Origin of the sequence: Ornithinimicrobium jinqii, from assembly GCF_045032595.1 — a bacterium.
Taxonomy (GTDB): Bacteria; Actinomycetota; Actinomycetes; order Actinomycetales; family Dermatophilaceae; genus Ornithinicoccus.
In genome coordinates this window covers 108,807-128,268 of sequence record NZ_JBJFZS010000024.1, presented here as the reverse complement: position 1 = coordinate 128,268, position 19,462 = coordinate 108,807, and the positions used below count along the sequence as shown (strand labels likewise).

The following is a 19,462-nucleotide window of genomic DNA, read 5'->3' as shown; positions in this document are numbered from 1 at the left end:
GTGGTGACGTGTGTCACCGGGTGTCAGACTGACCCCCATGAGTGACCTCCAGGTCCGGCCCGGCGAGCACACGAGCGGGCGGGACGCGATGCACCCGGGGTCGAGCATCATCGCGCCCCGCGAGGTCCCGCTCGGCGGCCCGCGTGCCATGACGGTCCGCCGCACCCTGCCCGCCCGCGGCCGCACGATGATCGGCGCGTGGTGCTTCGTCGACCACTACGGGCCCGACGACGTGGCGCAGACCGGGGGGATGGTGGTCCCGCCGCACCCGCACACCGCCCTGCAGACCGTGTCCTGGCTGTTCAGCGGCCGGGTCGAGCACCGCGACAGCACCGGCGCCCACGCCGTCGTCGTCCCGGGCCAGCTCAACCTCATGACGGCCGGTCACGGGGTGAGCCACTCCGAGGTCTCCACCCCTGACACCACCCTCCTGCACGGCGTCCAGCTGTGGACCGCGCTGCCTTTCGAGCACCGCGACGTCCCGCCGAGCTTTCAGCACCACGAGCCGGAGCCGGTGGAGCTCGTCGGCGCGACGCTCACCGTCTTCCTGGGCAGCCTGGCCGTCGCGGACGGCCCCGGCGCCACCTCGCCGGTCACGACATACTCCCCGCTCCTCGGCGCCGAGGTCCGGCTCCAGCCGGGCGCTGAGGTGACGCTGGTCCTCGACCCCGCCTTCGAGCATGGTGTCCTTCTGGACCGGGGGGAGCTGCACGTCAACGGCTGCCCGCTCGAGCGCTCCCACCTGCTCCACGAGGCGCCGGGACCGACCACCATGACGCTCACGGCGGGCGCGGAGGGGGCCGACGCCATCGTCCTGGGCGGCACGCCGTTCGGTGAGGAGATCGTCATGTGGTGGAACTTCATCGGGCGCACCCACGAGGACATCGTCACCGCGCGCGAGCAGTGGCAGGCCGAGCTCGCTTCCGCCCAGGACGGCCGCTTCGGCGCCGTCGACTACCCCGGCGACTCGCTGCCGGCGCCGGCCCTGCCGCCGGTCCGCCTGCGGCCACGCGCCTGAACCGACCGCTGCCGCCGTGCCGCCCGAGGTCCTGCTCGTCGACAACGTGGACAGCTTCACCTACAACGTCGCCGACCTGCTCCACCGCGTGCTCGGACGACCGCCCGTCGTCTGGGGCCACGACCACCCCGCCGACGCCGCCGACCTGCGCCGGTTCGCCGCGATCGTCGTCGGTCCCGGGCCGGGGCGCCCGCAGGTCCCGGCCGACATGGGGCTGTCGGACCTCGCGCTGCGCCAGACCGACGTCCCCGTCCTCGGTGTCTGCCTCGGCCACCAGGGCCTGGCCCACCTGGCCGGCGGCCGGGTCGGCGAGATAGACGTCCCCCGGCACGGGATCGTCAGCCCGGTCGAGCACGACGGGACCGGTCTCTTCGAGGGCCTGCCCAGCCCGCTGCAGGTCGTGCGCTACCACTCCCTCGAGGTGGCCGAGCCGCTCCCTGCGCCGCTGAGGGTCACGGCCCGCGCGGCCGACGACGGCTGCGTGATGGCCCTCGCCGACGGCGCCTCCCTGCGCTGGGGGGTCCAGTTCCACCCCGAGTCGGTGCTGTCGGAGGGCGGCGAGACCATCGTGGGCAACTTTCTGCGGCTCGCCGGGCTCGCCGGGCTCGCCCCCACGACCCTGACGGCCGGGGCGGCGGCGGACGACGACACCGGTGCGGTCGCCGTCGGGGACACCCTGTCGCCGCACCCCCCGGCGGCCGGCGGCCGTCCCGTCACGGTGCAGGTATGCCGTCTCGCCGGCCCCGTGGACACGTGGCAGCTGCGGGAGAGGCTGGTGGGTGGGTCGCCGACCTCGGTCTGGCTCGACTCCTCCGACGGCTCGGGCTGGTCGCTCATCGTGGACGGGAGCGGACCGCTGGCCGACGAGATCACCCACCGCGTCGGAGGGTGGGTGGGAGACGGTGCGGGGGAGGGCGAGCTGCTCCTCGACCGGGTCGACGCTCTGCTGGGCCGGTGGCAGCTGGTGGGGCCGGTGCCGGAGGTGCCGTTCGCGTGGCGGCCGGGCGTGGTGGGCTACCTGGGGTACGAGCTGAAGGCGGAGACCGGCGGCGTCGCCGCCCACCGCTCCCCGTGGCCCGACGCGTGGCTGCTGCTCGCCGACCGCGGGGTGGTCGTCGACCACGCGGGCGGGGACGTCTGGGCCGTGTGGCTGGCGGACGCAGAGACGGAGGAGGACGCGGGCGCCGACGTCGTCACCAGCGCCTGGCTCGACGAGGTCCGCGCGGCCGTCGTGGCGTCCCGGCCGGGCGCCGTCCACGAAGCGGCGACCGCCGACCTCGCCCCACCACCTGCGCACCCACGGCACACAGAGACGGCGTACCTGGAGCTGGTGCGCGCGTGCCAGGAGCAGATCGCGCGGGGGGAGAGCTACGAGATCTGCCTGACGACCACGTGGTCGGCGGGACCGGGGTTCGGCGAGGCCGAGCTCTACCGGGCGATGCGCGAGGTCAGCCCGGTGCCGCACGGCGTGTGGCTGCGCTCGCCGGACGTGAGCATCCTGGGTTGCTCGCCGGAGCGGTTCGTCGGGGTCAGCAGCGGCGGGAACGTCGAGGCCCGTCCCATCAAGGGCACGCGACCGCGGGGCTCCACCCTCGACGAGGACGCTGCGCTCGCCGCGGATCTCTCTGCGGCGCAGAAGGATCGCGCCGAGAACCTGATGATCGTCGACCTGCTCCGCAACGACCTGCACCGCGTCTGCCGCGCCGGGAGCGTGCACGTGCCGAGGATCTTCGAGGTCGAGACCTACGCGACCGTCCACCAGCTGGTGTCCACGGTCCGCGGGCGGTTGGCCGACGGGATGGGACCGACGGACGTCCTGCGCTCGTGCTTCCCCGGCGGGTCGATGACCGGTGCGCCGAAGGTCCGCACGATGGAGATCCTGGACGCGCTGGAGGGGGCGGCCCGCGGCGTCTACTCCGGGGCCGTGGGGTGGATCGGCCTCGACGGCTCGATGGACACCTCGATCGTCATCCGCACCGCCACCTGGGACGCCGGCGCCGTGACGTTCGGCGTCGGCGGTGCGGTCACCGCGCTGTCCGACCCGGCCGAGGAGCACGCCGAGATGCTCGTGAAGGCCGGCTCGGTCCTGCGCGCGCTCAGTCGGGCTGGTCGGGCAGGCAGTGCAGCCGCACCGGGTGCCGGCCCGGCACCCCCGAGAGCGTGATCGTCAGCGTCTCGGAGTCCCGCTCCCAGCCGCTGCACAGCAGGGTCTGCCGGGCAAAGAGCGCCCTGATCACCCGACCGAGGTCGCCGCGGGTGACGGCCGAGACGAGGAAGGTCGTGCCGTCGGCCATCCGCAGCCGTCCGACGCCCGTGAGCGGACCCGGCTCCAGCAGCCGCACGGGCACCCTCCGCGCGACCAGAGAGGGCAGCGTCACCTGCAGGCGGTCGGCGCTGCGCTGCAACGCCTCCGTCCACGGGTCCTCGGGCTCGCCCCACGGCATACCTCCAGTGTGGACGTAGCGGAGGCGCTCTGTGGTGGCGAGCGGGCCTCGTCCCACTGTCCTGGCCGTGAACGACCGCCCTCGACCCCCGCGTCGCGGGGTGGCAGGCTGAGGGACGTGACGGCCGCCCTCGCCTCCGCGATCCCCGTGCGCGAGCGTCGGCACGGGCCCGGCGCGAGGGCCCTGACGTGAGGGTGCGGACCGCCCTCGTCGACGCCGCCCGGGTGGTCGGCGCGCACCGGTGGACGTGGCTGCGGACCGCCCTCGTGCTCCAGGCCATCGCGGCCGTGATCGCAGGCCCGGTCATCGTGCTCCTCCTGCGCGCCGCGCTCGGAGCGGCTGGCGTTGCCGCGCTCACCGAGGCGAGCCTCGGCCAGGTGGTGCGCCACCCGCTGGCGGTGCTGCTGCTCCTCGTGCTCGCTGGGGTCGCCACCGTGATCGTCCTGGTGCAGCACGCCGCCTTCGTGCTCGTGGCCCGCGACCTCCTGGGTGGTCACGTCCCGACCGTCGGTGACCTCGCGCGTCAGGGCCTCGCGGCGGCGCGCCGGATCGCCGGTCCGCAGGCCGGCCTCGTGCTGCTGTACTCGTTCGTGCTGGTCCCCCTGGGCGGGTTCACCCTCGGTGCCTCGGTCGCACGCGGGATCGAGCTACCGCCGTTCATCGCCGGCGAGCTCCAGAAGACACCGATCGGCACCGCGGTGTGGCTGCTGGCCGTCGTCGCCGTCGTCGTCCTCAACCTGCGCCTGGTCCTCGTCCCCACCCTGGTCCTGACCACCGACCTGGGTCCGGCAGGAGCCTTGGCCGCCAGCTGGCGGCTCACGAGAGCCCTGGCCGTGAAGATCGCCCTCGTCGCGCTCGCCACGGGCGCCGCGACGGCAGTCCTCGGCGGCGGGCTGGCGACCGCCGTCGTGGCGCTGGCCCGGGTGTCCGACCTCGTGTGGCCCGCCGCGTCCCCGGTCGTCGCCGGGCTGGCGCTGACCGCCGTCCAGGCGCTCCTCGTCGTGGCCCAGGGTCTGCTCGCGGCGTGGGCCAGCGTCGCGCTCGTCCTCCTGGCCACGCCCGGGAGGGCCTCAGAGCTGCCCGGACCTCCTCCGGCCGAGGACGCCCCGCCCCGGAGGACCGCGCCCGCCGTGCTCGTCGCTGCAGCGGTGGCGGCAGCGGTGGCAGCGGCGGCGAACACGGTCGCGCTCCTCGACCTGGGCACCGGGGTGACGACGCAGGTCGTCGCCCACCGGGGGGTGACCGACGGGGCGGTGGAGAACACGCTGGAGTCGCTCGAGGCCGCCGCTGCCCTCGGTGCTGACCTCGTGGAGCTGGACGTGCTGCAGGCGGGCGACGGGGGCCTGGTGGTTGTGCACGACACCAACCTGCGTCGGATCGCGGGGGTGAACCGGAACGTGTGGGAGATGACGACGGCGGAGCTCACGGCCACCACGGTCCGGCAGGGTGGCCGGGAGGGGAGGCTCCCGACGTTCGACGAGTTCGCGCAGCGCGCTGACGAGCTGGACGTACCGCTCCTCGTCGAGCTCAAGACGCACGGGCACGAGCAGGGGGACCTGGTGGGGGACGTGGTCGCCGTCCTCGAGGCGCACGACCTCGTGGAGGACTCGCTCGTGCAGGCGTTCGACGCCGGGACGGTCGAGGACATCGAGATGCGCTTCCCGGCCGTCAGCGCCGGCTGGGTGGTGGCGTTCTCCCGCGGCCGGCTGGACCCCGGGGCCGCCGACTTCGTGACCATGGAGCAGACGTCCTACTCCCCGGCCGTGCTGCAGCAGGCCCACGCCGCCGGGGTGCAGGTCTACCTCTGGACCGTGACGGACCCGGTGCGGATGCGCGCCTTCGTGCGCGACGGGGTCGACGGGCTGATCACCGGTTCTCCCGCCCGAGCGCTCGAGGAGCGCGCCGCCGTGGCGGCCGAGACCGGGATGGCCCAGCGGCTCGAGGACGCGCTCCGCTCGCTGACCGACTGGTGAGTCCCCGGACCGACCGCATCCACCCGCAGCGGGTGATGCGAGCGACGCAGGGCGCGAGCGATCCTGGGACCGTAGGCCGCAACCGCGGCCGGATCGCCTCAACGGAGGAGACCGCCATGACCGGTGAATCGCCCGAGCTCGTGCACCGCCGTACCGGGGTCGACGTCGTCCTTGGAATCGTCGTCGTGGTGGCGGGGCTCTTCCTCCTCGGGAACACTTTCTTTGCCACCGCGATCTCTGTCCTCCTCCTGGGGTGGACGGTGCTCGTGGCGGGTGTCGTGGAGATCATCTCCGCGTTCTGGCGCATCAGGTCCGGCGGCTTCTTCTCGGCCGCGCTCGGCGGCGCGATCCTCACGGTTCTGGGCGTGTTCATCCTGCGGAACCCGCTGGTGGGCGCGGTCGCGCTGACCCTGCTGGCCGGGTCGTTGTTCCTGGCCAGCGGACTCACCCGCATCTTCGCCTCCGCCCAGTTCACCCAGGGACGGTGGCTCCTCATCGCCTCGGGTGTCGTCTCCGTCCTGCTGGGCCTGTGGGTGCTGTTCAACATCGGGACCGCGACCCTCACCCTCCTGGGCACGCTGCTCGGCGTCCAGACGCTGCTGGAGGGGCTGACCCTCCTCGCCGTCGGTCGCCTCCGCAAGCCGAAGTCGAAGCCGGAGTCCTGATCCCGGCTGGGTCGGCAGCGGTGCCCTGCGGCGCGTAGTGTCTTCACCTCGCGCCATCTGACCCAGGAGACCCATGACGACCCAGCCCACCCTCATCCTGAACAACGGCGTCGAGATCCCGCAGATCGGGTTCGGCACCTTCCGCGTCGACGAGAACGAGACGCAGCGCGTGGTCGAGAGCGCGCTCGCCGCCGGCTACCGGCACATCGACACCGCCGCGGGCTACTACAACGAGGCGGGCGTCGGTGCCGCGCTGCGCGCGAGCGGGCTCCCGCGGGAGGACGTCTTCGTCACCACCAAGCTCCGCAACGGCGATCAGGGATACGCCCGTGCGCTGCGCGCGTTCGAGGACAGCCGCGCTGCCCTGGACGTCGACGTGGTCGACCTCTACCTCATCCACTGGCCGGTGCCGGCCAAGGGCCTGGCCACGGAGACCTGGAAGGCCCTCGAGAAGCTCTACGCCGACGGCGCCGTCCGCGCGATCGGCATCTCCAACTTCCTGCCCGAGCACGTCGAGGACCTGCTCGCGCAGGCGGAGGTCGTGCCGGCGGTCGACCAGATCGAGGTCCACCCGTCCTTCCAGCAGACCGACGCCCAGGACGCGGCGCGGCGGGCGGGCATGGTGGTCGAGGCCTACGCGCCGATCGGTCAGGGCGAGGACCTGCGGCTGCCGGCCGTCGTGGACGTGGCGGAGGCGCTCGGCGTGACGCCCGCCCAGGTCGTCGTGCGCTGGCACCTGCAGCAGGGGCGCGTGGTGATCCCCAAGTCGGCCACGCCCGAGCGGATCGCCTCCAACATCGACGTCCTGGGGTTCGAGCTCGACGAGGTGCAGATGGCCGCGATCACCGCCCTGGAGACGCCCGAGCGGATGTTCCCCGACCCGAGCACCGCGGAGTTCACGCAGATGCGCGACTGAGCGCACCGCATACACGGCGCAGACCCCCACCGCAGCAGTGCCGCGGTGGGGGTCTTTGTGCGGGGAGCTGGCGCTGAAGTGTCAGGCGGCCTTGATGGCCGAGACCTCGAACTCCAGGGTGGCCTTCTCGGAGACGAGGACGCCACCGGTCTCGAGGGCGGCGTTCCAGGTCAGGCCGAAGTCCTTGCGGTTGACGACGGTCGAGCCCTCGAAGCCGACGCGGGTGTTGCCGAACGGGTCCTGGGCCGAGCCGGCGTACTCGAAGTCGACGGTGACCGGACGGGTGACGTCCTTGATGGTCAGGTCGCCGGTGACGCGCAGGGTGTCGACGTCCGAGGCCACGACCTCGGTGGAGCGGAAGGTGATCGTCGGGTAGGTCTCGACGTCGAAGAAGTCGGCCGACTTGAGGTGACCGTCGCGGTCGGCGCTGCGGGTGTCGATGCTGGCGGTCTGGATGGTGACCTCGATGGACGCGCTCTCCAGGCTCGGGTCGGTGGTGGCCTGGCCGCTGACCTCGTTGAAGGCGCCACGGACCTTGGTCACCATCGCGTGGCGGGTGGAGAAGCCGACGCGGGAGTGGGCCGGGTCGATCGTGTAGGTGCCGTTGAGCTCGTTGAGGGACATGCGGTGGTCCTTCCGAAGAGGTGGTTGATGTGTCACCAACGCTAGAACAATTGAAGGTGACGTGTCAAGCAAGTGGTAGTGTGACGGTCATGGCTGTCGAAGAGGTTCCGTGGTTGTCCGATCGCGAGCAGCAGGTGTGGCGTCGGTGGCTGCGCGTCCAGACCGAGCTGCCCGCTGCGCTCGGGCGTGCCCTCCACCAGGACAGCCAGCTGTCCATGCAGGACTTCGAGACGCTGGTCTGGCTCTCCGAGGCGGACGAGCAGCGCCTGCGGATCTCTGCTCTCGCCGATGAGATGCACTGGGAGCGCAGCCGCCTCTCCCACCACCTGCGGCGTATGGCGTGCCGCGGGCTGGTCGCGAAGGAGGACTGCGCGGACGACGGGCGGGGGTCCTACGTGCGGCTGACGGCGGAGGGTCGGGCGGCGCTCGACGCCGCCGCGCCCGGTCATGTGCGGGCGGTCCGCTCACTGTTCCTGGAGGGGATGACGACGGAGGAGCTGGACCTGCTCGGCACCTTCCTCGAGCGGGTCCTGGGGCGCGCCGAGGGCTGAGGCTCAGCGACCGCGGCGGACGATCTTCGCCGCCACCAGTCCGGCGGCCACCAGTGTCGTGAGGCAGCCGATCGGCAGCGGCAGGCAGCAGCCTCCCACGGTGACGCGGGTGTTCCCTCTCGACCAGGTCCGCGCGGGGATCGGGCCCATTCCCCCGCTCTCCGCGACCCACTCCTGCTCCGTCTGACGACGGACGGCCTCCTCCTCGGCCCACGGGTCTGCAGGCTCGGCGCCGGGGAGCGCGTCGGGGCGGGGTTCGTCGTCGCTGGGGTGGCCCTGGGCGGGGAAGGTCATGGGGGGATCCTCTCAGTCCGGCGCCTGTCCCACCACGCAGAACTCGTTGCCCTCCGGGTCGGCGAGGGTGCGCCAGTGCGTCCCCCACTCGTGCTTCTCGTGCAGGACCCTCGCACCCAGCCCGACGAGCCGCTCGGTCTCGGCGTCGAGATCGTCGGCGCCGAGGTCGAGGTGCAGGCGGTTCTTGGCGGTCTTGCCCTCGGGCACCTGGAAGAACAGCCAGCCGGGCGCACCGCGGTCGGGAACCGCGAGCGAGGCGAACTCCGCCGTGGCCCGGGGGTGGGCCTGGAGGCCGAGCGCCGCGCCCCAGAACGTCGCCAGCCGCGCGGCATCGGCGCAGTCGACGGTGATGTGGATGATCTGCAGGGTCATGGGGCCATCCTGGACCGACACCTGGCAAGGGCGCACGACACCTCGCCGAGATCTACTACAAACACTAGTGTGGACCGCAGCAGCAGTTCGCACGCCGATGGCCGGCGGGGCATCCGCCGGCCGCCGTCGAGCCGCCCGGCGAAAGGAAGCACCATGAAGGCACTCGTCTACCACGGTCCCGGACAGAAGGCCTGGGAGGACGTCCCCGACCCGGTCCTGCAGGACCCCACGGACGCCATCGTCAAGGTGGAGACCACCACGATCTGCGGGACCGACCTGCACATCCTCAAGGGCGACGTGCCCGCGGTCACCGACGGCAGGATCCTCGGGCACGAGGGCGTCGGCGTGGTGACCGAGGTGGGGGAGGCCTGCACCAAGGTCAAGGTCGGCGACCGCGTGATCATCTCCTGCATCAGCAAGTGCATGGAGTGCGACTACTGCAAGGAGGGGCTGACGTCGCACTGCCAGACCCTCGGGGGCATCGGCTGGATCTTCGGGCACCTCATCGACGGCACCCAGGCGGAGTACGTCCGTGTCCCCTTCGCCGACAACGGGCTCATCCCGCTGCCCGAGGGCGTCACCGCCGAGCAGGGCACCATGCTCTCCGACATCCTGCCCACCGGCTTCGAGATCGGCGTGCAGTACGGCGCCGTCAAGGAGGGTGACGTGGTCGCCGTCGTCGGGTCCGGACCCGTCGGTCTGGCCGCGATCATGACGGCTGCGTCCGCCGGCGCCACGAGGGTCATCGCGGTCGACGGCAACACGTTCCGCCTCGAGGCGGCCCGAGACTTCGGAGCCACCGACACGATCGAGGCCGGACCGGACGCGCTGGAGCAGATCCGCGCCATGGGACGTGGCGGTGCCGGCGTCGACGTCGCCATCGAGGCGGTCGGCATTCCCCAGACGTTCGGGACCTGCCTGGATGCGATCCGTCCCGGTGGCCGGGTGGCCAACGTCGGGGTGCACGGCGCCCCGGTGAACTTCCCGCTCGAGCGTGACTGGATCAACAACATCACCATCACGACCGGGCTGGTCAACGCGACGACGACCGAGCAGCTGCTCGACGACATCTCGGCCGGCAAGATCGCCCCGGAGAAGTTCGTCACCCACCGGTTCACCTTCGACCAGTGGGAGGAGGCGTACGACACCTTCTCCCGCGCGGCGGACGAGCGTGCGCTCAAGGTCATCGTCACGGCGTGAGCGGACCCTCTCGCGCGTGACGCTTCCGGTGTCCGTTCGCACCCCTCGACAGCGCGGGCGTTCGCGAGCATCATCGGTTCATGCCCGTGGACAGCACGGCAGGGGAGCTGGACGCCCTGGACCGGGGCATCGCCGCCCTGGAGCAGCAGCGTGAGACGCTCGGCGACGCCGTCGTCGACGCGGCGCTGCGTCCCCTGCTGACGCGGCGACACCGGCTCACCGTCCAGCCGGGCGACCGTCGGAAGCTCGTCACGGTGCTCTTCGGCGACGTGGTGGGCTCTACGCCGCTCACCGCTGCGCTGGGGGACGAGGCGATGCGCGAGCTGATGGGCCGCTACTTCGCCCTCTGGCGGCAGGCGATCGAGGCGCACGACGGCCAGGTTCAGAAGTTCATCGGCGACGCCGTGGTGGGCGTCTTCGGCATGGACCGGGCCCGCGAGGACGACCCGCACCGGGCGGTCAGGGCAGCGGTCTCCGTGCGGCCCGCGCTCGCCCGGCTGGCCACGGAGGTAGGGGGTGAGCACGGACAGGCCCTCAAGACGCGCGTCGGGATCGACACGGGGGAGGTGGTCCTCGGTCGTTTCGACGAACGAGGCGACGGTGACCTCGTGGTCGTCGGAGCGACGATGAACCGCGCCGCCCGGCTCCAGACCGCCGCGCCGCCCGACGCCATCCTGCTCTCCGCGGCGACGGCGCGCCACGTGCGCGGCTCATTCGGCCTGCAGGAGCACGGCGAGCTGGACCTGCGCGGCCTGGACCGCCCCGTGCGGACCTTCCTGGTCCACTCGGCCGCGGAGTCGGGGTTCTGGAGCACCGCCCGGGGCCTGGAGGGTGTGTCCACCCGGACGGTGGGGCGCGAGGTGGAGCTGCAGCAGCTCACCAAGCTGTTCGAGGACACCGTCGAGGAGCACACCTCGACCGTGGTGACCGTCGTCGGCGACGCGGGGATCGGCAAGTCGCGCCTCCTCGCCGACTTCGAGGCCTGGCTGGCCGGCCTGCCCGAACCGGCGTGGTTGCTGCGCGGTCGGGCCGACCCGACGGCCGAGGGGGTCCCGCGTGGGGTCCTGCGGTCCGCCTTCGCGGAGCGCTTCTCGATCCAGGACACCGATACTCCGCCGGAGGTCCTCGCCAAGTGGCGCGAGGGGATGGCGGCCATGGCGGCAGGCTCGGTGGGCGGGGCGGAGGAGCTGATGGCCTGGGTCGGCTTCACGACCCCGGCGACCCCCGGCGGGACCTCTCCTTCGGTCGACCCGGCCACACTGCAGCGTCGCGCCTGGGCCAGCCTCGACGCCGCCGTGCGCGCGATGTGCGAGGAAGCGCCCGTCGTGCTCCTGCTGGAGGACCTGCACTGGGCGGACCGGCCCGTGCTGGACCTCCTGATGGACCTGCAGTCCAGCCCCCGACCGGTCCCGCTGCTCGTCGTGGCCACCACGCGACCGACCCTGCTCGAGCAGCATCCGCACTGGGGAGAGGGACTGCCGGGGCATCGGGACGTGCGGCTCCAGCCGCTGTCCCGCCGTGAGACAGGGCTGCTCGTCACCGAGGTTCTCCAGCGGGTGGAGGCCGTGCCGGACTGGGTGCGCGCCCTGGCCGTCGACGCCGCAGAGGGCAATCCGTTCTTCGTCGAGGAGGTCATCGCCTGGCTCGTGGACACCGGGACCATCCGCCCGGGCCCCCAGCACTGGACCGTGCTCCCCTCCCCGGTGACCACGGCCGTGCCCGGCACTCTGCGAGCGCTGCTGGAGGCCAGGCTCGACGCCCTACCCCGGCCTGAGCGCGCCCTGGTGGACCGGGCCAGCGTCATCGGCCGCGTCTTCTGGGACGCTGCGGTCGACCACCTTGCTGCCGAGGAGTCCGCGCCCCCTGCCGGGGCCTACGACGCACTGCGCCTGCGCGAGGTGGTCCACCAGCGGCCGTCGTCCGCGTTCGCGCAGGCCCGCGAGTTCGCGTTCCGGCACGCCCTGCTGCGTGACGTCTCCTACGACTGCCTGCTCACGCCGGAGCGACGGCGCTACCACGCGCGGGCCGCCGACTGGCTGCTGGAGACCGCGAGCCTCAGCGGACGTCTCGACGAGCACGCCGGCACGGTCGCCCACCACCTGCTCGCCGCCGGTCAGGACGACGTCGCGGCCCCCTGGCTCCTCAGCGCCGCCCGCCATGCCGCCCGCACCTACGCCAACGACGAGGCTCTCGACCTGCTCACCCGGGCCGCCCGGGCGACGCGGGACGGCGACCTGCTGTTCGAGGTCCTCCTCGAGCAGGAGCGGGTCCTCGACCGGACCGGGCGGCGCGAGGAGCAGCGCGTCGTCCTGGACGCTCTCGCCGAAGCGGCCGGGGACGACCCCGGTCGCCGGGCAAGGGTCCTCGTGGCACGCGGGCGCTGGTTGTTCTTCCACGCGGAGTATGCCGATGCCGTGGGCGTGTCGGAGGAGGCGACCCGGTTGGCCGGCGCCGTCGGGCTGCGGGAGGAGGAGGTGGAGGCGCGGATCATGAGCGGCCGCTCGCTCGCGTTCTCCGGCGAGCACCGCCAGGCGCGCGACCACCTGCAGGCGGCGCTGGACCTGGCCCGTGAGTGCGGGACCCTGCTGCAGGTGGGTGAGGCGCTGCGGCTGCTCGGCGTCGTGGCGACGAACCTCCACGAGCAGGCGCTCGCCGTCGGCCTGCTCGAGCAGTCCGCCGGCCACTTCCGGCAGGTCGGGGACGACGAGGGTCTGGCGCTGGTCAGTGGGCAGCTCGCGGCGGTGCTCATGCTGGCGGGTCGGATGGAGGAGGCGCGGGTGCACTGCGAGGAGGCGTTGGCCGTCTTCACCGCCAGCGGCCATGTGGTGCGTCAGGGCATCGTGCTCGGCAACCTCACCAGCATCGCTCTCGACACCGGTCACCTGGACGAGGGGCTGGTGACCGCCCGGCGTTCGCTGGAACTGACCGAGTCCGTGGAGGACTTCGAGGGCGTGGTGTCGTCGCTGCAGCGCCTCGGCGAGGCCGAACGACTGACCGGCTCGACGGGAGCGGCTCGCTCCCACCTCGAGCGTGGCGTGCGTCTCGGGGAGGAGCACGGGCTGCACTACTTCGTCTGCCACTCGCTCACGTCCCTCAGCGCGTTGGCGCTGGACGAGTCCAGGCCCGGGGAGGCGCTGGAGCTGGCCGGACGGGCCCAGGCCGCCGCGGCGCTCAGCGGGGTTCCGCTCGCGCTGGCGCAGTCAGCCCTCGCTCTGGGCCTGGCCCGTCTGGCGACGGGTGACGGGGCAGCGGCCGTGGCGGACCTGGGGGAGGCCAGGGACCGGACCCGGGCGCTGGGCCTGCGGGTCGAGACGGTCCAGGCCGAGGCGATCCTGGCCGAGGCGCTGCTCCTGGCAGGGCGCCCGGAGGAGGCCAGGACAGTCGCACGGCAGGCTGTCGCGACCATCGGGCCGGACGGACCCGAACCGGGCGGCGAGCAGCACCCCGGTCGCGGGCTGCTGGCGTGCCACCGTGTCCTGGAGGCGCTCGACGACCCCTGGGCGGACGACGTGGCGGCCACCTCGGGCCGCTTCCTCGCACGGCGCGCGGCGCTCATCGCCGACGCCACGGTGCGCGCAGGGTTCTTGTCGATCGCGGACTGCCGGGCGTTGGTGGCCCTCGCCGACGTGGCGTCACCGGCGAGAGGCGCTCCTGGGGCGGTGCACGGGTAGCGCACGGATCCTGCCGCCGACGTGGTTCTGCGGGCGCCTCCGTCACGGCGCCCCCGATGGTTGTCCTCGACCGCGGGAGCGCCTCCTCCGTACGATGGTCCTATGTCGCAGCGCATCGGCGAACCGCCGCATCCAGCTGGGGACTCCTTGGCGCAGTCCCTGGCCGGCCGTACAGGTGCCGGCCCTGGGCTGGTGACGCCGCTGGAGGAGCTCGCGGCGCTGGACCGGGCCGTGTACGAGGCGGTGGCGGCAACCTCCACCCCGGTGCTGGACGGACACTTCCGCAGGCTCTCCAGGTCGGCTGACCACTCGGTCCTGTGGCTGGGCATCGCAGCAGCAACGGCCGTGGTTGGTGGGAAGAACGGGCGCCGAGCAGCGACCGAGTCGCTGCTGGCGATCGGAGCAGCTTCGGCGACCGTCAACATCGGGATCAAGCCGCTCGCCCGGAGGCGGCGACCGGATCGGGTCGAGCCCGCTCGGTTCGAGGCTCGCGGCGTGCCGATGCCGGAGTCGGACTCCTTCCCGTCCGGCCACGCGGCCTCGGCGTTCGCGTTCGCCCACACCATGAGCGGGTATCTTCCAGAACTCTCGGTGCCCCTTCGCCTCCTCGCCGGAGGTGTCGCGTACTCGCGAGTGCACACCGGTGTGCACTACCCGGGCGATGTGGTGATCGGCGCCATCCTGGGCGCAGGCATCGCGGCCATGGTCGGGGCAGCCCGCAACCGGCAGTTTCGGACGAGCACAGAGGAAGGGTGATGCCGTGACTACTCGGCGGTCGTGGCGAGGGGTCCTGCAGCAGGGCCGCGTGACCTGAGGGAGGGGAGCCTGGCTGCCGGTGAAGCGCCCGGGTGCCGCGCTGAGATCCGGACCCGCAGCACCGCAGGGCGGGTGGCGAACTCCAGGGGGGCGACCAGCTCGACCGCCTCGCCGTCGATGCCGGCATGCACAGTCCCAGGGGCCTGGACGTCCAGGTGAGGAACGCTCCACGCTCGGCCCGGGGGGTGCTGCTTCTCGTCAGGCGTGTCGAGCACCAGGATCCCCAGCAGGCCGCTGTCGAGGGTCGGTCGAGTGCCGAGGCCCGGACCGTTCAGCGCATACGGATTGTTGGAGACGAGCAGGACAGCGAGCTGTGCATGCTCTCGTCCGGAGTCGTCGACGAGGCGTAGGGCCGGAGTGCGCCTACTGGGTCCAAGCACCCTGCGCGCCGTCTCCGCCAGGGTGCGGACCTTCGTGTCGCGGTAGCCGGCCTGCTGGACCGCCTCTCCGTAGATTCCGAGGGAGACGTTGTTCAGGAAGGTCCGCCCGTTCACCTCGCCCATGTCGATCAGGCGTTCCACCCCGTCGGTGAACGCGTCGAGGGCCCCGGGCACGTCCTGCCGGTCCACACCGAGGTCCAGCGCAAAGTGGTTGCGCGTCCCGGCCGGGATGCAGATGAAAGGCACCCCGTGCGTCGCAGCGACTGCTGCAACGTCCGCGAGCGACCCGTCACCACCTGCCACCCCGAGGGCATCCGCACCATCGGCCACGACCTCGAGGGCGTGTGCTCCGAAGTCGTCGCCGGAGTTGACGGTCACTGTGCGGATCCCGCGCTCGCGGGCCCGTTCCAGAACCCCGGCACGGGTCGCCGCGCCCCCGCCCGAGTTGGGGTTGACGAGCAGCGCAGGGCGTCGAGGAGGATCGACCGGGTGCCAGCCGAGGTCCATCAGCCGCGACAGCGCCGGGGCTGGATGCCGTGGTCGGCTCATGTGCCGCTACTCCGTCCCCGCGTGGAGCTTCTTGGTGAGATCCAGGATCTCGCTGGACAGGCGTAGCAGCTTCTCGTTCTGCCGCTCTTCCTCCTGGACCGTCCGCCACGCCTCGTCCGCGATGACGTGACGCTTCTCGTCGGCGCGGTTCTGGCTGATCATGACAAATGTCGACAGGAAGATGGCTTCCAGCGACACGATCATCGTCAGCAGCCCGAACGGATAGTCCTCGACGCCCAGGCCGATCCACAGGGTGAACCAGATGACGTGGATGTACACGAACTTCATCGAACCGGCGAACCGTGTGATCTGGTCCGCAGCGCGGTTCTCCCGACGCCTGCTGCGCTCCCTCAGATGCCGCAGCAGCGCCGGGCTGGCGGGTTCCGCGGGCTTCGGCCGCGTGGTCATGACACCCTCCCTACGCGATGACGCTGCGCGGGCAGGACTGTGACTCCTGCCCGCGGCGGCGCTCATCCGGTCTCAGGAGACCTGGGTCTCCTGATCACCAGTCCCTGATGTCACGCGTTGTCTGCAGCCTTGAGCCGGTCGGCGTAGATGCGGGCGTGGGTGGCGTCGAGGACAGCCAGTTGCGCGTTCCCGATGGCCCAGTCTGCGAAGTCGAGGGCTTCGAGCGCATCTGCCTCTGCCCAGTCTGCGTCAGACGCGGCGACCTTGGCGTCCACGTGAAGGACCCTCTTGTCCATGTTCGCCTTGGCGTCACTCATCTTGGCCGCGGCGTCCGCCTTCAGCTGCGCCCACTTGGCCTTGGCGCTGTCGGCGGCGTCCGAGACCTCGCGGCGGGTGTCCTCGACGGATTGGTCCAGATCGGCCGCAGCCGACTCGATCCGCTCCGTGAGCTGTGCATCGGACTCGTTCGCGGCCGTCTCCACCGCCGACTTGGCCTTCTCGACGCGCTGCTGCAGATCATCTAGTCGCGTGGAAAAGTCTGGGTGCTGCGTCATGCGTAACCACCTCCGTTGGGTCGGCCCGATGTGGGCCACGTGTCATACTCCTGCACTACTGACGATAACGTCAGGAGTGCAGGTACGACAAGGCTTCACGGTCAACTGTGACGCAAGCCTCAGCATTCGCCGATGCCGGGCGGTTGCAGGAGGTGCACGTGAGGTTTTCGTCAATCCTGACTGGCCAGGCTAAGATCGATGCGCAACCGGAGACGAGACAGAGAGGAGCCGACATGACCAGCGCACCCACGCAGCCGACCAACCGGCTGGACCGCCGCAAGGCCCAGACGCGTGCTGCTCTCATCGGGGCGGCGCAGACGCTCATCGCAGAGGGCCGGACGAGCGTGCCGATCCTGGAGATCACCCAGGCCGCTGACGTCGGGATGGGTTCCTTCTACAACCACTTCGAGACCAAGGAGCAACTGTTCGAGGCCGCTGTCGAGGCAGTGATGGAGGCCTACGGCCAGCGGGTCGACAGACTCACCGCCGAGCTGGAGGACCCTGCTGAGGTGTTCGCCTGCAGCTTCCGGCTCACCGGGCGGCTGCACCGGCGGGAGCCAGAGCTCAGCCGGGTCCTGCTCAACAACGTGCTCCGTCTGATCAGCGCCGAGAACGGGCTGGCGCCACGGGTCCGGCGAGACATCACGGCCGCCGTGGATGCAGGCCGTTTCGACGTCGAGGACCTCGACGTGGCGGTCACGATCACCGCCGGAGCGTTGCTCGCCCTCGGTCAGCTCTTTCACGACAAGCCGGACCGCGAGGTCGAGGAGACCACCGACCGGGTGGCCGAGGACCTGCTGCGGATGTTCGGGCTGCCGGCACCCTCGGCTCGCCGCATCTCCAGGCTACCGCTACCCGACTTCACCGCCCCCACGCAGGCATGACGTCACGGCTGCACCCGGCCCTGGTCGGGGTCAGCGCGTCAGGAGCTGGGCGATCTCGTCGCGCTTGGGGACGCGTCCGTAGACCAGGACCTGTTCGTCGACGACGAGGCCGGGGGTGGACATGACCCCGTAGGCGGCGATGTCGGGGTAGGCGGTGACCTTCTCGATGGTGGCCTCGATCCCGAGCGTGTCGAGCGCGGCGCGGGTCTCCCTCTCCAGGGCTTCGCAGTTGCGGCATCCGGGGCCGAGGATCTTGATGTTCATCTGGTTCTCCGTTCGTCGTGCGGGGTCAGAAGAGGACGTTGAAGACGAAGCCGATGGTTATGATCCCGGCGGCGACGGAGCCGAAGTAGAGGGCGAGCAGGCGGGGCTTGAGGACCTGCTTGAGCAGGACGAACTCTGGCAGGGACAGGGCGACGGTGGCCATCATGAAGGCCAGGACGGTGCCGGTGGCCATGCCCTTGGCCCACAGGGCCTCGGCGATCGGGATGACGCCGGCGGCGTTGGAGTACAGCGGTACGGCGGCGGCGGTGACGACGGGGACGGCCAGGGGGTTGTCCGGTCCGGCGTAGGTGGCCAGGACCTCGGCGGGCACCCACCCGTGGATGCCGGCGCCGACGGCCACGCCCACGATGACCCACTTCCAGACCCGGTGGACGATCTCGGCCGTCTCCTGCCGGGCGGCCGCGACCCGGTCGGCCAGGGTGTGCCGCCGCCCGGTCTCCTGCAGCAGCCGGGCGGTCGGGGTGCTGCGCACGAAGTCGGCCACCTGGTCGTCCAGGTCCATCCGGGAGAAGATCGCGCCCAGGCCCATCGCCAGGCTGAGGCCGGCGGCGACGTAGGCGGTGGTGATGCCCCATCCGAACGACTCGCCGAGCATGACCACCGCGACCTCGTTGACCAGCGGCGAGGCGATGAGGAAGGTGAGCGTCACGGCCAGCGGGACGCCGGCGGCAACGAAGCCGATGAACAGCGGGATCGAGGAGCAAGAGCAGAACGGGGTGATGGCCCCGAAGAGCGCGGCCAGGCCGAGAGCGACGGGCAGCGGCTTGCCCAGCAGATAGGCGCGCACGCTCTCGGGGCGGATCGTGGTGCGCACCATCCCGATGAGGAAGATCATCCCCACCAGCAGCAGCAGCACCTTGGCGGTGTCGTAGAGGAAGAAGTGGACGGCCCCGCCGGCCGGGGTCGCCAGGTCGACGCCGAGGGCCTCGAAGGCCCAGTCCCAGACCCGCTCGTTCGCCCAGTACGCCCCGACCCACGCCAGGGCGCCGACCATGAGGGCCGCCACGGTCCGTGCCGGACGGGTCGTCCGGATGGGCCGGATGTCGGGCAGAGTCAACGACGTTCACCCCTCACGTGCTTCGTATGCACACCTATCTATATGTTAGCCCCGGTATGGCGATACCGCGGCGGGTGGTGTGGGGTGAGAACGATCACGTCGAGGTCGCACCCAACCCGCGCGGTCCACCGGTGACCCGGAGCATCCTGGGTGGATGGATTCCCACCAGCCCCCCGACGGCAGCGCCCCCCAGGCGTACCGCATCACCGCAGAGGCGGTGCACGAAGGCGCTGCCGTCCTCCACGCCGCCGGCACCGACATCCCCCTGGCCGCCGCCTGGGGCGGTCCGCCCACCGAAGACCCCGGCCCGGCAGACCTGCTGGCCGGAGCTTTCGCCGCGTGCCTGCTCAAGAACCTCGCCAGGGCCGCGGCCCTCACCGGGTTCTCGTACACCTCGGCCCACGTCCAGGTCGACGCACGCCGCCAGGACCGGCCGCCGACGTTCGTGGCGATCGACTACGTCCTGACCGTAGGCACCGACGAGCCTGAGCGTCGCCTCGAGCTGGTCCACCGCAACCTGGCCAAGTTCGGCACCGTCTACAACACCCTTGCTGCGGTCTGCGAGATCGATGGACGCATCGAGGCCCACGCTCCTTGACCTGCTCGCCACGCGGCTGTTGTGACGTGGCCTCAGCAATCCGACGGCGACGGCGCACACGGTCGAGGAGATCTGGATCAGCCTCCCCAGCAAAGGTATTCGTCGCCCGGCACAGCCGTCCCGAGCTGACGCCCACCCTGCTCACCGGCCTGAACATGCGCGACCTGGTGGCGCATGCTGCTCGTGTCCGGGCGCCCCGGGCC

General features: G+C 71.7%; 20 protein-coding genes. 11 read left to right on the top strand and 9 right to left on the bottom strand.

The features are described from left to right. Positions 1-37 precede the first annotated feature (37 nt). Complete coding sequence (locus ACI3ET_RS12115; RefSeq protein WP_405033310.1) at positions 38-1,018, top strand: pirin family protein; 981 nt, start codon at positions 38-40, stop codon at positions 1,016-1,018. A gap of 16 nt (positions 1,019-1,034) precedes the next feature. Then, on the top strand, positions 1,035-3,182 hold the full coding sequence (gene pabB, locus ACI3ET_RS12110; protein ID WP_405033309.1) for an aminodeoxychorismate synthase component I: 2,148 nt from the start codon (positions 1,035-1,037) through the stop codon (positions 3,180-3,182). Here pabB and ACI3ET_RS12105 read toward each other — a convergent pair. Continuing rightward, positions 3,115-3,462 (bottom strand): hypothetical protein, encoded by a 348-nt coding sequence (locus tag ACI3ET_RS12105; protein WP_405033308.1) that lies wholly within the window; start codon positions 3,460-3,462, stop codon positions 3,115-3,117. The two genes, pabB and ACI3ET_RS12105, sit on opposite strands and share 68 nt — an antisense overlap. Positions 3,463-3,650: 188 nt before the next feature. On the opposite strand from ACI3ET_RS12105, the gene ACI3ET_RS12100 reads away from it, so the two are divergent. The 3 genes from ACI3ET_RS12100 to ACI3ET_RS12090 all read left to right on the top strand — a co-directional run bounded on the left by ACI3ET_RS12100 (position 3,651) and on the right by ACI3ET_RS12090 (position 7,016). Then, a complete protein-coding gene (locus tag ACI3ET_RS12100) occupies positions 3,651-5,435 on the top strand; it encodes a glycerophosphoryl diester phosphodiesterase membrane domain-containing protein (protein WP_405033307.1) in 1,785 nt (594 codons plus the stop codon). Positions 5,436-5,551: 116 nt separating this feature from the next. Beyond that, positions 5,552-6,100, top strand: a complete 549-nt coding sequence (locus ACI3ET_RS12095; protein ID WP_405033306.1) for an HdeD family acid-resistance protein — start codon at positions 5,552-5,554, stop codon at positions 6,098-6,100. A 73-nt stretch (positions 6,101-6,173) separates the two neighbouring features. Next, a complete protein-coding gene (locus tag ACI3ET_RS12090; RefSeq protein WP_405033305.1) occupies positions 6,174-7,016 on the top strand; it encodes an aldo/keto reductase in 843 nt (280 codons plus the stop codon). A gap of 81 nt (positions 7,017-7,097) precedes the next feature. On the opposite strand, the gene ACI3ET_RS12085 is transcribed toward ACI3ET_RS12090, so the two are convergent. Beyond that, complete coding sequence (locus ACI3ET_RS12085; RefSeq protein ID WP_405033304.1) at positions 7,098-7,640, bottom strand: YceI family protein; 543 nt, start codon at positions 7,638-7,640, stop codon at positions 7,098-7,100. 89 nt (positions 7,641-7,729) lie between these two features. Here ACI3ET_RS12085 and ACI3ET_RS12080 point away from each other — a divergent pair, with 89 nt between their 5' ends. Then, positions 7,730-8,191: a MarR family winged helix-turn-helix transcriptional regulator gene (locus tag ACI3ET_RS12080; RefSeq protein WP_405033303.1), complete on the top strand. Its 462-nt coding sequence runs from the start codon at positions 7,730-7,732 to the stop codon at positions 8,189-8,191. Between the two features lie 3 nt (positions 8,192-8,194). On the opposite strand, the gene ACI3ET_RS12075 is transcribed toward ACI3ET_RS12080, so the two are convergent. Beyond that, positions 8,195-8,485: a hypothetical protein gene (locus tag ACI3ET_RS12075; protein WP_405033302.1), complete on the bottom strand. Its 291-nt coding sequence runs from the start codon at positions 8,483-8,485 to the stop codon at positions 8,195-8,197. A gap of 12 nt (positions 8,486-8,497) precedes the next feature. Continuing rightward, a complete protein-coding gene (locus ACI3ET_RS12070) occupies positions 8,498-8,857 on the bottom strand; it encodes a VOC family protein (RefSeq protein ID WP_405033301.1) in 360 nt (119 codons plus the stop codon). A 153-nt stretch (positions 8,858-9,010) separates the two neighbouring features. Here ACI3ET_RS12070 and ACI3ET_RS12065 point away from each other — a divergent pair, with 153 nt between their 5' ends. From ACI3ET_RS12065 to ACI3ET_RS12055, 3 genes are all read left to right on the top strand, one after another. Next, the gene (locus ACI3ET_RS12065) at positions 9,011-10,057 is read left to right on the top strand and encodes a zinc-dependent alcohol dehydrogenase family protein (protein ID WP_405033300.1); all 1,047 of its coding nucleotides are present in this window, start codon (positions 9,011-9,013) and stop codon (positions 10,055-10,057) included. Positions 10,058-10,137: 80 nt separating this feature from the next. Then, the gene (locus tag ACI3ET_RS12060) at positions 10,138-13,728 is read left to right on the top strand and encodes an ATP-binding protein (RefSeq protein ID WP_405033299.1); all 3,591 of its coding nucleotides are present in this window, start codon (positions 10,138-10,140) and stop codon (positions 13,726-13,728) included. Between the two features lie 102 nt (positions 13,729-13,830). Next, complete coding sequence (locus ACI3ET_RS12055; RefSeq protein ID WP_405033298.1) at positions 13,831-14,484, top strand: phosphatase PAP2 family protein; 654 nt, start codon at positions 13,831-13,833, stop codon at positions 14,482-14,484. Positions 14,485-14,492: 8 nt separating this feature from the next. Here ACI3ET_RS12055 and ACI3ET_RS12050 read toward each other — a convergent pair whose 3' ends face one another. The 3 genes from ACI3ET_RS12050 to ACI3ET_RS12040 form a co-directional block, all read right to left on the bottom strand. After that, complete coding sequence (locus ACI3ET_RS12050) at positions 14,493-15,473, bottom strand: diacylglycerol/lipid kinase family protein (protein WP_405033297.1); 981 nt, start codon at positions 15,471-15,473, stop codon at positions 14,493-14,495. A 6-nt stretch (positions 15,474-15,479) separates the two neighbouring features. Then, positions 15,480-15,881: a DUF1003 domain-containing protein gene (locus ACI3ET_RS12045; protein WP_405033296.1), complete on the bottom strand. Its 402-nt coding sequence runs from the start codon at positions 15,879-15,881 to the stop codon at positions 15,480-15,482. Between the two features lie 110 nt (positions 15,882-15,991). Then, complete coding sequence (locus tag ACI3ET_RS12040; RefSeq protein ID WP_405033295.1) at positions 15,992-16,435, bottom strand: hypothetical protein; 444 nt, start codon at positions 16,433-16,435, stop codon at positions 15,992-15,994. 233 nt (positions 16,436-16,668) lie between these two features. On the opposite strand from ACI3ET_RS12040, the gene ACI3ET_RS12035 reads away from it, so the two are divergent. Beyond that, complete coding sequence (locus ACI3ET_RS12035; protein ID WP_405033294.1) at positions 16,669-17,319, top strand: TetR/AcrR family transcriptional regulator; 651 nt, start codon at positions 16,669-16,671, stop codon at positions 17,317-17,319. A 30-nt stretch (positions 17,320-17,349) separates the two neighbouring features. Here ACI3ET_RS12035 and ACI3ET_RS12030 read toward each other — a convergent pair whose 3' ends face one another. After that, positions 17,350-17,583: a thioredoxin family protein gene (locus ACI3ET_RS12030; RefSeq protein ID WP_405033293.1), complete on the bottom strand. Its 234-nt coding sequence runs from the start codon at positions 17,581-17,583 to the stop codon at positions 17,350-17,352. A gap of 25 nt (positions 17,584-17,608) precedes the next feature. Then, positions 17,609-18,661, bottom strand: a complete 1,053-nt coding sequence (locus ACI3ET_RS12025) for a permease (protein WP_405033292.1) — start codon at positions 18,659-18,661, stop codon at positions 17,609-17,611. 154 nt (positions 18,662-18,815) lie between these two features. Between ACI3ET_RS12025 and ACI3ET_RS12020 the strand changes: the two genes are divergently transcribed. Then, on the top strand, positions 18,816-19,259 hold the full coding sequence (locus tag ACI3ET_RS12020; RefSeq protein WP_405033291.1) for an OsmC family protein: 444 nt from the start codon (positions 18,816-18,818) through the stop codon (positions 19,257-19,259). Positions 19,260-19,462: the final 203 nt, after the last annotated feature.